At 76.6% G+C, this 14,143-nt stretch carries 9 protein-coding genes; 6 read left to right on the plus strand and 3 right to left on the minus strand.

Annotation, left to right across the window (positions count from 1 at the left end):
• Positions 1–33 precede the first annotated feature (33 nt).
• Entirely contained in the window at positions 34–1,716 is a 1,683-nt protein-coding gene (gene ettA, locus ACFVS0_RS06905) for an energy-dependent translational throttle protein EttA (protein ID WP_430549791.1), read from the plus strand.
• A 122-nt stretch (positions 1,717–1,838) separates the two neighbouring features.
• Positions 1,839–2,798: an aminoglycoside phosphotransferase family protein gene (locus tag ACFVS0_RS06910; protein WP_430587525.1), complete on the plus strand. Its 960-nt coding sequence runs from the start codon at positions 1,839–1,841 to the stop codon at positions 2,796–2,798.
• Positions 2,799–2,822: 24 nt separating this feature from the next.
• On the opposite strand, the gene ACFVS0_RS06915 is transcribed toward ACFVS0_RS06910, so the two are convergent.
• Entirely contained in the window at positions 2,823–3,086 is a 264-nt protein-coding gene (locus ACFVS0_RS06915; RefSeq protein WP_430565184.1) for a hypothetical protein, read from the minus strand.
• Between the two features lie 180 nt (positions 3,087–3,266).
• On the opposite strand from ACFVS0_RS06915, the gene ACFVS0_RS06920 reads away from it, so the two are divergent.
• From ACFVS0_RS06920 to ACFVS0_RS06930, 3 genes are read left to right on the plus strand one after another with little or no spacing between them, the layout of a single operon-like run.
• The gene (locus tag ACFVS0_RS06920; protein WP_430565185.1) at positions 3,267–5,279 is read left to right on the plus strand and encodes a dynamin family protein; all 2,013 of its coding nucleotides are present in this window, start codon (positions 3,267–3,269) and stop codon (positions 5,277–5,279) included.
• Complete coding sequence (locus ACFVS0_RS06925; protein WP_430565186.1) at positions 5,276–7,030, plus strand: GTPase; 1,755 nt, start codon at positions 5,276–5,278, stop codon at positions 7,028–7,030. The genes ACFVS0_RS06920 and ACFVS0_RS06925 overlap by 4 nt, the downstream gene beginning before the upstream one ends.
• 55 nt (positions 7,031–7,085) lie before the next feature.
• On the plus strand, positions 7,086–7,589 hold the full coding sequence (locus ACFVS0_RS06930) for an acyl-CoA thioesterase (protein ID WP_430565187.1): 504 nt from the start codon (positions 7,086–7,088) through the stop codon (positions 7,587–7,589).
• 114 nt (positions 7,590–7,703) lie between these two features.
• Here ACFVS0_RS06930 and ACFVS0_RS06935 read toward each other — a convergent pair whose 3' ends face one another.
• Together ACFVS0_RS06935 and ACFVS0_RS06940 are read right to left on the minus strand one after the other, a co-directional pair.
• On the minus strand, positions 7,704–9,629 hold the full coding sequence (locus tag ACFVS0_RS06935; RefSeq protein ID WP_430587526.1) for a glycoside hydrolase family 6 protein: 1,926 nt from the start codon (positions 9,627–9,629) through the stop codon (positions 7,704–7,706).
• A gap of 240 nt (positions 9,630–9,869) precedes the next feature.
• The gene (locus tag ACFVS0_RS06940; RefSeq protein WP_430587527.1) at positions 9,870–10,973 is read right to left on the minus strand and encodes a LacI family DNA-binding transcriptional regulator; all 1,104 of its coding nucleotides are present in this window, start codon (positions 10,971–10,973) and stop codon (positions 9,870–9,872) included.
• 80 nt (positions 10,974–11,053) lie between these two features.
• Between ACFVS0_RS06940 and ACFVS0_RS06945 the strand changes: the two genes are divergently transcribed.
• The gene (locus ACFVS0_RS06945) at positions 11,054–13,825 is read left to right on the plus strand and encodes a substrate-binding domain-containing protein (protein ID WP_430587528.1); all 2,772 of its coding nucleotides are present in this window, start codon (positions 11,054–11,056) and stop codon (positions 13,823–13,825) included.
• Positions 13,826–14,143: the final 318 nt, after the last annotated feature.

Genomic DNA, 14,143 nt, shown 5'->3' on the forward strand with positions numbered 1-14,143 from the left:
TCGCCGCGCGATCGAACGGTGGAAGCAGAGCCAGTGGCTGAGTTCATCTACTCCATGTACAAGGCGCGCAAGGCGCACGGCGACAAGGTCATCCTCGACGACGTCTCGCTGAACTTCCTGCCCGGCGCCAAGATCGGCGTCGTCGGCCCCAACGGCGCCGGGAAGTCGACGATCCTCAAGATCATGGCGGGCCTCGAGCAGCCGTCGAACGGTGAGGCGCGCCTCTCCCCGGGGTACACGGTCGGCATCCTCATGCAGGAGCCGCCGCTCAACGAGGACAAGACCGTGCTCGGGAACGTCGAGGAGGCGGTCGGCCCGCTCAAGGCGAAGATCGACCGGTTTAACGAGATCTCCGCCCTCATGGCGGAGCCCGACGCCGACTTCGACACCCTGCTGGCCGAGATGGGCACGCTCCAGGAGGACATCGACGCCGCCGACGCGTGGGACCTCGACTCCCAGCTCGAGCAGGCGATGGACGCCCTGCGCTGCCCGCCGCCGGACGCCGACGTGAAGGTGCTCTCCGGTGGTGAGCGACGCCGCGTGGCGCTGTGCAAGCTGCTGCTGGAGAAGCCGGACCTGCTGCTGCTCGACGAGCCCACCAACCACCTCGACGCCGAGTCGGTGCTGTGGCTCGAGCAGCACCTGGCCTCCTACCCGGGCGCCGTCCTCGCCGTCACGCACGACCGGTACTTCCTCGACCACGTCGCGGAGTGGATCTGCGAGGTCGACCGCGGCCGCCTCTACCCGTACGAGGGCAACTACTCCACCTACCTGGAGAAGAAGCAGGCCCGCCTCGAGGTGCAGGGCAAGAAGGACGCCAAGCTCGCCAAGCGCCTCAAGGACGAGCTGGACTGGGTGCGCTCCAACGCGAAGGGCCGTCAGACGAAGTCGAAGGCGCGCCTGGCCCGCTACGAGGAGATGGCCGCGGAGGCGGAGCGGACGCGGAAGCTCGACTTCGAGGAGATCCAGATCCCCGCGGGCCCGCGCCTGGGCAGCGTCGTCCTCGAGGCCAGCAACCTGCAGAAGGGCTTCGACGGCCGCCAGCTCATCGACGGCCTGAGCTTCACGCTGCCGCGCAACGGCATCGTCGGCGTCATCGGCCCGAACGGCGTCGGCAAGACCACGCTGTTCAAGACGATCGTCGGCCTGGAGCCGCTCGACGGCGGCGACCTCAAGGTCGGCGAGACCGTCAAGATCTCCTACGTCGACCAGTCGCGCGGCGGCATCGACCCGAAGAAGACGCTGTGGGAGGTCGTCTCCGACGGGCTCGACTTCATCAAGGTCGGCAACGTCGAGATCCCGTCGCGCGCCTACGTGGCGTCGTTCGGCTTCAAGGGGCCGGACCAGCAGAAGCCCGCGGGCGTGCTGTCCGGTGGTGAGCGCAACCGCCTCAACCTGGCGCTGACCCTCAAGCAGGGCGGCAACCTGCTGCTGCTCGACGAGCCCACCAACGACCTCGACGTCGAGACCCTCGGCTCGCTGGAGAACGCGCTGCTCGAGTTCCCGGGCTGCGCCGTCGTGGTCTCCCACGACCGGTGGTTCCTCGACCGCGTCGCGACGCACATCCTCGCGTACGAGGGCACGGAGGAGGACCCGGCGAACTGGTACTGGTTCGAGGGCAACTTCGCCTCGTACGAGGAGAACAAGGTCGAGCGCCTGGGCGCGGACGCCGCGCGCCCGCACCGCGTGACGTACCGCAAGCTCACGCGCGACTGAGCGCGCGGGCTCCGCGCCCGCACGACCAGCGCGACGCCCTCGGCACCCCGTGGTGTCGGGGGCGTCGCGCTGTCCGGGGAAATGCGTGGGGCGCGGGACCGCTCGTCGGCGATACTCCTGCGATGACCGTGACGACCACCCGCACCCGCCCCACCTGGCCCGACCTGCCCGCCGCCGTGCGCGCGGGGATCGAGGCGCGGCTGGGGGCGTCCGTGACGGGGTGGACCAGCCACGACGGCGGCTACTCCCAGGGACTGGCGTCCACGCTGCGCACCGACCGCGGCACGGTGTTCGTCAAGGCGGTGTCGACGGAGCACGAGTTCACGGTCCGGCTGTACCGCCAGGAGGCGGAGCGTGCGGCGGCGCTCGGCGAGGCCGTGCCCGCACCACGCCTGCGCTGGACGACCGAGGTCGCCGACGGGCACGAGTGGGTGGCGCTGGCCTTCGACGCCGTCGAGGGCCGCGCGCCCGCGCAACCGTGGCGGGAGGACGAGCTGCGTGCCGTGCTCGACCTCGCCGCGGAGGTGGGGGAGCAGGAGGCCGCGGCGGGCGTGCTGCCGGAGTTCGCCGCCGAGCTGCCCGCGCAGCTCACCGGGCGGCTCGCGGCGGAGCGGCCGGCGGGCCTCGCGTCGTACGACCCGTGGCTCGCGGAGCACCTGGACCGGCTCGCGGCGCTCGAGCTCGAGGCGCCGGCGGCCGTCGCCGGCGACCGGCTCGTCCACGGCGACCTGCGCGGCGACAACGCGGTGCTCGTCGAGCGCGGGCCTGGTGGCGCGAGCGGGCTGCGCGCGGTCGCCGTCGACTGGGCGTACCCGGGGCGGGGCGCGGCGTTCTGCGACCTGGTGGGCATGCTGCCGGCCGTGCAGGTCGAGGGCGGGCCGACGCCGGAGGGGGCACTGCGGCTGCGCCCGCTGCCGTCGGGGACCGACGAGGACGCGGTGACGGCCTACCTCGTCGCGCTCACCGGGTACTTCGTGCACTCGTCGCTGCAGCCGCCGGTCCCGGGCATCCCGCACCTGCGGGCGTTCCAGCGCGCCCAGGGCGAGGCGTGCGTCGCGTGGCTGCGCCGTCGTCTGGCCTGACGGGCCTGACGTCACGAGCGCGCGTCAGGACGACGCGAGCGGCAGCTCGCAGACGTCGGAGTACCCCTGGCTCCGCACGCCCGCCGCGGAGAACGAGCGCGACCGCAGGTTCTCGACGGCGACCATCGCGGTGAGCTCCACCGTCGCGGCGGAGCCGAGGCGGGCCACGAGCGCGGCGACCATGTCGTCGGTGACGGTGGGCGGTGTCGCGGTCATGGCCTCGGCGTACGCCATGACGTCGCGCTCCAGCTCGGTGTAGACGCCCTCGGTCTCGCGCCAGCGCGGCACCTGGCTGACCTTGGTCGGGTCGAGCCCCGGTGCCTCCTGGCGGCGGGTCCGTGGGCCGGCGCGCGCGGCACGCCGTCGTGCCCTCCCATGGCACCGCGGATCGCGTGGTTCGGGTCGGTCGGGTGCGCCATCTCACAGGTCGGCTCTGCACGGATCGTCCCTGATGGGCAGACTGGGCACATGACCGACCCGGACACGACCGCCGCCCCCGACCCGAGGGACGACGCGGCGGCCCGGGAGCTGGTCGACGCGCTCGAGACGCTGCGCTCCCGGCTGGGCGCCCTGCGCCTGCCGCTGGAGACTCCCGGCGTGGGTGCGGCGCGGGCCGACCTGCACCAGGCCGTCGACCAGCTCGACGACTACCTGCTGCCGAGGCTGCGGGCCGAGCGGGCGCCGCTGCTGGTCGTGGTCGGCGGGTCGACGGGCGCGGGGAAGTCCACCCTGGTCAACTCGCTGCTCGGGGAGCCGGTGTCCGCGCCGGGGGTGCTGCGCCCCACCACGCGCGCGCCCGTCCTGGTGCACCACCCCCTCGACGCGCGGTGGTTCACCACCGACCGCGTGCTGCCCGGGCTGGCGCGCGTGTCGTCCTCGGGCCAGGTTCCGGACGCCGGGACGGCCGGGGAGCACCAGGGCTCCGACAGGGCGCGGACGGCGGCGGAGGGAGCCGCGGCGCTGCGGCTGGTCGCGAGCGAGGCGCTGCCGCAGGGTCTCGCCCTGCTCGACGCCCCCGACATCGACTCCGTGGAGACCGCCAACCGCGAGCTGTCCGCGCAGCTCCTGGGCGCGGCCGACCTGTGGCTCTTCGTCACGACGGCGGCCCGGTACGCCGACGCCGTGCCGTGGGACCTGCTGGGCCAGGCCGCGCGCCGCCGCGCGCAGGTCGCCATCGTGCTCGACCGCGTGGACCCGGGTGCGGAGGTCGTGGCCGACGACCTGCGCCGCATGACGGTGGAGCACGGCCTGGGCGACGCCCGCGTCTTCGTGCTCGGCGAGGCCGCCGAGCAGGGGCCCGGGGCCCTGGTGGACGGTCTCCTGCCGGAGGCCGCGGTCGCGGAGGTCGCGACGTGGCTGTCCGGGCTGGGCGGCGACCCGGAGGCGCGGGCGCGGGTGATCGCCGCCACCCGGGACGGCGTGGTGGACGACCTCGTGCGGCGCGCCGTCGCCCTCGCGGAGACCGCGGACGGCCAGGAGGTGGCCGACGCCCGGCTGCGCGACGCCGTCCGGCGGTACCACGCGGAGGCGCTGGAGCAGGTGGAGACGGCGACGTCGGACGGCGCGCTGCTGCGCGGCGAGGTGCTGGCCCGCTGGCAGGACTTCGTCGGGACGGGGGAGTTCTTCCGGTCCGTCGAGGCGGGCGTGGGGCGCGTGCGGGACGCCGTCGCCCGGTTCTTCCGCGGCCGCCCGAAGGAGGCGCCGCAGGTGGAGCAGGCCATCGCGCACGGGCTGGAGTCGGTGATCCTCGACGCGGCGGAACAGGCCGCCGAGCGCACGTTCGCGGCCTGGCGGGGCGACGGCGCGGGCGCGGCGCTCCTGGACGGCCTCGACCTGGCCCGCGTCCCGGCGGCCCTGCGCACCGAGGTGGCGGAGCAGATCCGCGGCTGGCAGGAGGACGTGCTCGGGCTCGTGCGCGAGCAGGGCGCGTCGCGCCGCGGCACCGCCCGCGCGGTGTCCTTCGGCGTGAACGCGCTCGGCGTCAGCCTCATGGTCATCGTCTTCGCCTCGACGGCCGGGCTCACGGGTGCCGAGATCGGCATCGCCGGCGGCACGGCGATCGTCGCGCAGAAGCTGCTCGAGGCCGTGTTCGGCGACGAGGCCGTGCGCCGGCTGGCCGCCCAGGCCAAGGAGCGGCTCAACGGCCGCGTCGGCGCGGTGCTGCGCGGGCAGGCAGCCCGGTACACGGCGCAGCTCGACGCGCTGGGCACGCAGCAGACCGGGGCCGACGGCGTCCGGGACGCGGCCCACCGGGTCGCCGCGGCCGCCCGCGCCGAGCGGGCGGCCCGGGCCGTGCCGCAGGAGGGCGTCACCCGCCCGTGGAGCGGCGGCCTGCTGCGCGGCGCGGGCACCTTCCGCCCGCCCGAGGCGCCGCCCGGGACCGACGACGCGCCGGTCCCCGAGGAGGGCGTCCCCGCCCGCCGGGGCGGCTGGTGGTCGCGCCGCCGGTCCCGATCCCGGGGCGAGGAGGGGGACCGGTGAGCCGGATCGACCTCGCGGACCGGACCGGGGCGCTGGAGACGGCGATCGTGGCGGCGAGCGGCCGCCTCGACCGCGAGCTGCTCGACGACGCCCGGGGCGTCGTGAAGCGCGCCCGCGAACGCGGCGGCCTCTCCGCGGAGCACACCGTCGTGGCGCTCGCGGGCGCCACCGGCTCCGGCAAGTCGAGCGTGCTCAACGCCGTCGCGGGCTCGGAGATCGCGACCGTCGGGGTCCGCCGCCCCACGACGTCCCACGCGGTGGCGGCGGTCTGGGGCGACGGCGCCGGGCCGCTGCTCGACTGGCTGGAGGTCCGGCGGCGTCAGGAGATGCCGACGCCGACGGACGACGACCCCGGTGAGGGCCCCGGTGCGGCTCGCCCCCGGCGCGGGCTCGCCCGCCTGCGGGGGAGGCGCGGCCCGGCGGGGATCTCGACCGGGCTGGTGCTGCTCGACCTGCCCGACCACGACTCGGTGGTCGTGGAGCACCGGGTGCGGGCCGAGCGGCTGGTGGAGCGGGCCGACCTGCTGGTGTGGGTGGTGGATCCGCAGAAGTACGCCGACGCGGCGTTGCACGAGCGGTACCTGCGCCCCTTGGCGGGCCGGTCGGAGGTCGTGGTCGTGGTGCTCAACCAGACCGACCGGCTGTCCGACGCCGAGACGGACGCGATGCTCGCCGACCTGCGCCGGCTGGTCGCCGCCGACGGGCTCGGTGGCGCCCGGGTGCTCGCCGTGTCGGCCGCGACCGGGCGGGGGATGGACCAGCTCAAGGGGCTGCTCGCCGAGGCGGCGGCGCGCCGCGAGGCGGCGACCGCGCGGCTCGCCGCGGACGCCCGCGCCGCCGCGCAGCGCATCGCGGACGCGTGCGGTTCCAGCCCGGCGTCGCACGCGGGGGAGCGGGCCGCGGACGCGCTGGTGGATGCCCTCGAGGCCGCCGCGGGGGTGCCCACGGTCGCGGACGCGGTGGCGGCCACGCACCGGCGGGACGCGCACCTGGCCACGGGCTGGCCGGTCACCCGGTGGGTGTCGCGGCTCCGGCGCGACCCGCTGCGGCGGCTGGGGCTCCGGCGGGGCGCAGGAGGGCCCGGGGCGGGCGGGTCGCCCACCGGTGGGTCGGGGGGCGGCGGCGCACCCGAGCGCCCCGACCTGGTGCGCAGCTCCCTGCCGACGACACGCCCCGCCGTGCGTGCGGCGTCGGCGTCGGCGGTCCGCCGGTACGTCGACGAGGTCACCGAGGGCGCGCCCGACCCGTGGGTGCTGGTGGCGCGCGGCCGGGCGCAGGACGCGATCGACCGGCTGCCCGGGGACCTCGACCAGGCGGTCGTCGGGACCCGGCTGGAGGCGGCGCGGCGGCCGCGCTGGTGGGCTGCGGTGGGTGCCGTGCAGTGGGTGCTGCTGGCGGCGGCCGTGGTCGGGCTGCTGTGGCTCGCCGCCGCGGCGGCGGTGGAGTACTTCCGGCTGCCGCCGCTGATCCTGCCGGTGCTCACCGTGGACCTCACGGGCTCCGGCGGCGGGGTGCTCGAGGTGCCGTGGCCCACCCTGCTGGCGATCGGGGGGCTGGTGGCAGGCCTGCTGCTCGCGCTCGTCGCGCGGGTCTTCACGGCGTGGGGCGCGCGCCGCCGGGCGGCGCGGGTGCGCCGTCGCCTGCGTGAGTCCGTCTCGGGCGTGGCGGACCGGTTGGTGCGCGTGCCGGTGGGGGACGAGCTCGCCGCGCTCGCGCGCTGCCGCGCCGCGGCGGCGATCGCGGCCGGCTGACGCCGGTCCCGGGACGATGCCGGTCCGGGGCCGACGGCGTGCGACGATGCGAGCCATGACCCGTCTGCACGTGCCCGTCCCCCTGCGCTGGTCGGACCTCGACGCCTACCAGCACGTCAACAACGTCGCGATGCTCCGCCTCCTGGAGGACGCGCGCATCACGGCGTTCTGGCGGCACCCGGAGGCCGTGGACGGCGAGGAGTGGCCCACCGCCGTCCTCGACACGGGCCCGCACGCCACGTCGCACACGCTCGTCGCCGGGCAGCAGATCGAGTACCTGCGCCCGCTCGCCTTCTCCCGCACCCCGGTCCGGGTGGAGATGTGGATCGGCGGGATCGGCGGGGCGAGCCTGGAGGTCTGCTACGAGGTGCACGACGGCGTCCCCGGCGGCTTCGACCGCACGGGCCCGGCGTCGGGCGGCAAGGCGTACGTCAAGGCGGCCACGACGATCGTCGTCGTCGACGCCGCGACGGGCGCGCCGCGGCGCATCGCCGACGTCGAGCGCGCGGCCTGGGAGGCCTACCTCGAGGACCCCGTGGCCTTCCGGCGCCGCGGCTGACGCACGAGGTCGTGCTCAGCAGGCCGAGGTAGGACGAGTCTCGCCGAGGTCGTGGCCCAGTCCACTACCTCGGCGAGACGCGTCCTACCTCGGCGATCCGGTGCTACCTCGCGGTCAGCTGCAGGGCAGCGGCCCGTCGGCCGGCGAGGCGCCGTTGGCGACGAAGCCCACCGTGGCCTGCGCCCCGGCGGCGAGGTCGGCGTTCCACGCCGCCCCCGTGATCGTCCCGCCGGACAGCACGCCGCCCCACAGGTTCGTGGTGGACAGCCCCGCCGGAGCGGTCACCGCCCACCCCGGCGCGCCGTCGTCACCCGCGGTGACCACGATCTGGCCCTGGTACCCGCCCGACCACGAGTTCGTCGTCGAGTACACCGCCGTGCACGCCCCGTCCGTCGGGTCCGGGCCGCCGTCGTCCGAACCCGTCGTCACGCTCACCGGCGCCGACGCCGCCGATACGTTCCCCGCCGCGTCCCGCGCCGTCACCGTGATCTCGTACGACGTCTCCGGCTCCAGGCCGGTGAGCGTGGCCGATGTCGACGTGGAGGTGGTCGCGGCCTCGCCGTCGACCAGCACGCCGTAGCTCGTGACCCGCGTGTCGTCCGTCGACGCCGACCAGGTCACCTGCACGCTCGTCCCGTCCGCGGTGGCGGTCACGCCCTGCGGCACGCTCGGCGCGGTGGTGTCGGGGTCCGGGTCCGGGCCGGGGTCGGTGCCGCCGTCGCCGATCGCCGGGTAGGCGTTGGTCACGAGCATCTGGAACTGGCTCTCGAACCACTTGCCGGACAGCGGCGCGTCCGGGAGCGCGCCGGTGAGGAGGCCGCCCAGCTTGGGCGAGTTGAACGTCGGGTCGCACATCCGGTCGAAGTGCTTGCCCTCGTCGTTCGGGATCTCCTCCGAGGACCCGTCCGACTCGCCCGGGGGCTTCACCCACACGAAGGCGTCGAGGTGCGACTCGGGGTAGCCGGCGGGCGTGGCCTGGGGCCGCTCGCCGATGCCCGCGCCGGACGGGTTGCACCAGGCGCCGCGGTGGTTGCGGCGGTCGACGCGGGACTCGTCGACGTAGGTGTTGAGGTCGCTCGACGTGCTCTCGGCGGCGGGCCGGTCGGGGCCGCCCCAGCCGTTGCGGGAGGTGTCGATGAGCATGCCGATCGAGGCGGGGAAGCCCTCGGCGACGAGCAGGTCGTACAGGTGGGCGGTCCAGTCCGTCTCGTCGAAGTCGGCGTTCCACTCGTAGAACTCCGCCTGGCGGACGAACCCGCCGCTGCCGAAGTTCCCGTCCTCGAGGAACGGCTCCGCCAGGGGCGTCGAGTTCGCCGTGTTGGTGACGAATCCGGCCACGGAGTCGAAGCCCGCCTCGGTGCTGCCCACGACGTCGGCGAAGAGCTGGGCCGCGGGCTGCGCGTTGTTCGGCCAGCCGAGCCAGCCGGCGTGCGCGGCGTCGATGTAGCTGTACACGTTGCCCACGTCGTGCAGGCGGTCGAGCGCGTAGGCGACGCCCTCGCGGTAGTACGGCGCGGCCTGCTGGCACAGCGGCTCGCTGCTGTTGGTGACGAGGTTCGGCAGCGAGTCGGGCTCGACGGTCGCCACGATCCGCAGGTCCTCGTACGCCGGGTCGTCGAGGACGTCGACGATGGCGTCGATGTACTCGGTCTCGTAACGCTCCATGCCCTCGTCCGTCGCGGGCAGCTCGCCGTTCGAGGCCAGGGCGTAGCAGTCGCGCCCGGGCAGGTCGTAGATGACGACGTTGAAGACCAGCGGGGTGTCGCCCTGCTTCTGCGCGAGCGCCGCGTCGAGGTGCGTCCGCAGGCCGGGGCCGTCGGCGTTGCCCTCGATGGCGCTGATCCGGTCCATCCAGACGGCCGTCGGCTCGTTCGCGATGGCGCGCATCGAGTCGCCGAGGGCTCCGCCGGCACGCTCCGCGGCGGCCGTGACGTTGTCGGACCAGTACGCGTTGACGTACTGGTCCGCGCCCGCGAAGGGGTTGTCGACGCGGGGTTCGGCCGCGCCCGCCGAGGTGGCGGCCGTCAGCGGCGCTGCCACGAGCGCGGCGACGGCGGCGGTCGTGGCGGTGGCACGGCCGTGTGGCAGTCTCCGTTGCCGTCCCCGTTGCGGCGCGCCCTTGCGCCGTTCCCAAGCTGATCGCACAGGAGCCTCCTGGATCGTCAGGTGCCCGGGCCGTCGTGGCGGGCGCAACCGCCCCGGGACACCGGACGTCGGGCCGTCGGCGCCGACGACCCCAACCTGGCAACGGCCGGCGCCACGGGACAGGGCGCGAAACGTTTAGGCGGGGGCGGGCGCCGTGGAGCCCCGCATGACGAGCCGGGCGACGGGGACCGTGGTACCGGCTCGTCCGTCGTGGTCGTCGGTGGTCGTCGGCTCCCCGCCACCCAGCAGGGGCCGCACGGCGGCGGCGGCCGCGGCACCGAGCTCCTCCCACGGGCGGGCGACCGCGGTCGCGGCGGGATGCACCAGGCGACAGACCGCGGAGTCCTCGAGCACCAGCACGGACAGGTCCCACGGCACGCTCAGGCCGCGCTGCCTGGCCGTCTCGAGCACGGCGAGCAGCGCGACGTCGCCGTCGGCGACGACGGCCGTGGGGCGGTCCTCGGTGGCGAGCAGCCGCGCGGCGCCGGCCGCGGCGTCCTCGACGGTGCGGTACTCGACGCGCTCGACCGTGGCCGCGACGCGCGAGCGGAGGCCCGCCTGCGCCTCGTCGAGGGCGTCGAGCGCGTCGAGCAGGGCGGCCGACCGGTCCTCGTGGGCGTCCCGTGCGAGGAGCGCGAGCCGGGCGTGCCCGAGCTCGCGCAGGTAGCGCGCGGCGCGCTCGTCGGCGTCCCCGGCGAACCAGACCGCGCCCGCCGCGGCGCACGGTCCCGCCGCGCGCGACGGCGCGAGCGGCACGAGGGGGACGCCGCCGTGACGGGCGGCGCGGGCACGCGGGTCGTCGCGCGTGAGCCCCGCGACGACGAACGCGGCGTGGCGCCGCTCCGTCCACGCGTGCTCGAGGTCCCGGGCCGCGGCGTCCCGGTCGGGCGCCACGTCGACGACCACGTCGGTGGCGGGCGCGTCGTCGCCCACCTGGAGCGCCGACCGCAGGCCGAGGGCGACGGCGGTGGCCCGCGCGGCGTCCGCCGGGCCGACCGCCTGGACGGAGACGCTGTGGGGCGCGGAGCGCAGCGAGCGCGCGGCGGCGCTCGGGCGCCAGCCCAGGTCCGCGGCGGTGCGCAGCACGTGGCGCCGGGTGCGGTCGGACACCCCCGGGCGCCCGTTGAGGGCGTAGGAGACGACGGCGATCGAGACGCCCGCGGCGCGCGCGACGTCGGTGATGGTGATGCGTCGGGCGCCGACGGCGGGCACGGGCCCGGTGCGGCTTGGCGTGGTCACGCTCCCACACTGTGCCGGGAATCGGTGCAGAATGCACCCGGGAACGTGCGCGGTACTCGACGGCGAGGACGGTGGTACGGATGACGACGGTCGGTGCTCAGGGAAGGGGCCCCGTCGGCGGCCCGCGGACGATCGGGGTGGTCAGCCCCGTGCTCGGGGGGTACTACTTCGGGCGGGCGCTGGCGGGTGCGGCCCGGGTGCTGCGCGCCGGGCGGCACCGGGTGGTGGCGCTGCAGACCTACCCGGCGGACCTGGACCGGGCCGAGTTCCCGGCGGTGCCGCGCCGGCGCACGCTGGTCGGCGGGTCGCGGTGCGACGGACTCATCGTCGTGACGAGCGCGCTCGAGGACGACACGCTGCGCGACATCCACGACGCCGGCACGCCCCTGGTGCTCGTCGGGGTCGGCCCGGTGGAGGGGGTCTCGGCCCCGAGCCTCGGTCCGGACAACTCCGGCGCGGCGCGGGCCGTCGTCGACCACCTCGTCGCGCACGGCCACCGGCGCATCGGCTTCCTCGGCGCCGCGGACCAGACCGACACGCGCGAGCGGTACGACGCGTACCGCGGCGCGCTCCTGGCGCACGGCATCGAACCCCGGGCCGAGTGGCTCTACCGCACCCGCGACAACCAGGAGGCCGGGGCGCAGGTCGTCGCGCGGCGCCTGGTGGAGGCGGGCGACGGGACGCTGCCGACGACGGCCACCCTCGCCGCCACCGACCGGAACGCCGTCGGGTTCATGCGCGGGCTGCGCGCCCAGGGCCTGCCGCTCCCGGAGGCGCAGGCCGTGGTCGGGATCGACCACTCCGACCTCGGGGCGCGGATCCGCCCGCGGCTGTCGACCGTGGACCTGCTGCACGACGCGGTCGGTGAGCGCGCCGCCCAGCTCGTGCTGGCGATGATCGCCGGCGAGCGGGTGACGGGGGAGCACCGCCTCGGGCGTTCGGCGCTGGTGCTGCGCGAGTCCTGCGGCTGCGAGGCGGGCGCGCGGGGGCACGTCGTCGTGACGGGGCGGAGCGGCTGCCCGGAGCCCGACGGGCGTGCGGACCTGCCGTCCGGCACCTTCGACCGCGCGTCCGTCTCCGCGCCCGGCACGTCGTCCGGCCCGACGGCGGGCGCGGACCCGGGCCTGGACGACGTGGCTCCCGTGGTGCTCGCGCGCGAGCACGGCCGGGACGTGTGGGTCGCCGCCGTGCGGCAGGTGCTGGCCGCGGCGGCGGACCGCGGGCTGCGTGCCCCGGCGCCGGCGCTGCGCGCGCTCGCCGACGCGACGGCCCGGCTGCGCCCGTCGCCCGACGCGCTCGAGCAGCTGGTGCCCGCGCTGCACGTCGAGGCGGCGAGGACCGTCCGGAGCCACCGGCGCGCGGCCGCGCGCCGCCTCTCGGGTCAGGGCGGGGCGGAGGCCGCGCGGAGCGGGACGGCGCTCGGGCCGGCCGCCCGCCGGACGGCGCTGGAGACGACCGTGCGCGACGTCGTGGTCGCGCTGGCGCGCGGGACGGTCGCGGGCACCCTGGGCCGGGCCGGGCGGCTCGAGCGCGAGCTGGCCGAGCAGTACGAGGTGGACCTCGAGATGATGCGGGCGGACGGCGACGCCCTGCGCAGCCTCGACTGGCTGCCGCGCGGCCACGGCGGGGTGGCGGCGCTCGCGCTCTGGGTCGACGACGCCGACGTCCCGGGCGGGCGGGCGCTGCAGGTGGTGGGCGCGCGCGGGGGCGCGACCGGCCCGCGACGGCTGGTCGGGGCGACGTACCCGCCCCAGGAGTTCCCTCCGCCCGAGCTCGTGGACCCGGCGTCGCCGACCGTCGTCGTGCCCGTGGGCTTCGGCAGCTCGGACCGGGGCGTGCTCGTGGTGAGCGGGCTCGTCGACACCCGCGCCACGAGCACGCGGGCGCGCTACAACCACTGGGCGGCCATGCTCGGCGTGGCCCTCGACGCGGAGGACACCCTCAGCGCCCTGCAGGCCCAGCGCCGGGAGCTGGCGGAGGCCGCGGAGCGCGAGCGGGTGCTGGCGCTCGAGGTCGCCGCCGGGCACGAGCGGACCGCGCTGGTGTCCATCGCGTCCCACGACGGCACCTGGGACTGGGACGTCGAGGCGGGCCGCGTGCGCTACTCCGACGCGTGGGCCCGCATCGTGGGGTGCGACCCGGCCGGCGTCGGCGACGACCCGCAGGAGTGGCTGGGTCGCGTGCATCCCGACGACGTCCGCCGCGTGCAGTCCGCGGTGGCCGCGCAGCTGTCCGGGTCGCACCAGCCGCTGGACGTCGAGCACCGGATCCGCGTCGCCGACGGTCGCCACGTCACGGTGCGCTGCCGTGCCGTCACGGTGCACGACGCCGGGGGCCGCGCCGCGCGCATGGTCGGGGCGATGGCCGTGGTCTCGGAGGTGACCCTGTTCCGCAGCGAGCTGCGCGAGCGGGTGCTGGTCGACCCCGGCACCGGGCTCGTGGCCCGCGAGCTGTTCGTCGACCGGCTCGAGCGGGCGATCTCCCGCGCCCGCCGGGTCGGGGCGTACGGCTGGCAGGTCCTCGGCGTCGGGTTCCCCGCACCGCCGACCGCCCTGGCGCTGCGCCGCCTGCACGGCGAGCTGGAGCCCGACGACTGCGCGTACGGGCCGGCGCCGCGCGACGTCGTCGTGCTGCTCGACGGCGCGGACGCCGTCGCGGCCCGCGATCGCCTCGCCCGGCTGCGGGCGGTGCTCGGGGCGCAGGCCGTCGTCGAGCACGCCGCGGGCACGAGCCACCCCGAGCCCGCCCACGACGACGGGTCCGCGGGCGGCGGCGACGCCATCGAGGTGCTGCGGCGGGCGGGCGACCGGCTGGCGCGCCGTCGCGCGGCCCCGACCGCCCGGCGCGCCTGAGCGTCACCTGAAACGTTTCCGTGCGTTGCCGGGGCCGTGGAGCCGCGACGAGCCTCGGGGTGCTCGACGCCCCCGTCGCCGCCGGCGGACCGCGGGGCGCGGCGAGCCTCCCGACGATGAGAGGTGCACGCACGATGTCACGCACGTCACGCACGTCACGCACGTCACGCACGTCACGCACACCCGCACCACAGCCACGCGCCGCCCGATCACGTCCGGCCCGATCACGCCCCGGCGGGCGGCCGCGACGCGTCGTGGCCGCGGGCGCCGCGCTCGCGGCGCTGGCCGCGCTCGCCGCCGCCGGCCCGACCGCGGCGG

This window comes from Isoptericola sp. NPDC058082, from assembly GCF_042885055.1.
Taxonomy (GTDB): domain Bacteria; phylum Actinomycetota; class Actinomycetes; order Actinomycetales; family Cellulomonadaceae; genus Isoptericola.

Bases quoted from the DNA above. Each gene is read 5' to 3' on its own strand.
- ACFVS0_RS06930 (WP_430565187.1), top strand. From the start codon at position 7,086: ATGACCCGTCTGCACGTGCCCGTCCCCCTGCGCTGGTCGGACCTCGAC.
- ACFVS0_RS06945 (WP_430587528.1), top strand. From the start codon at position 11,054: ATGACGACGGTCGGTGCTCAGGGAAGGGGCCCCGTCGGCGGCCCGCGG.
- ACFVS0_RS06920 (WP_430565185.1), top strand. From the start codon at position 3,267: ATGACCGACCCGGACACGACCGCCGCCCCCGACCCGAGGGACGACGCG.
- ACFVS0_RS06910 (WP_430587525.1), top strand. From the start codon at position 1,839: ATGACCGTGACGACCACCCGCACCCGCCCCACCTGGCCCGACCTGCCC.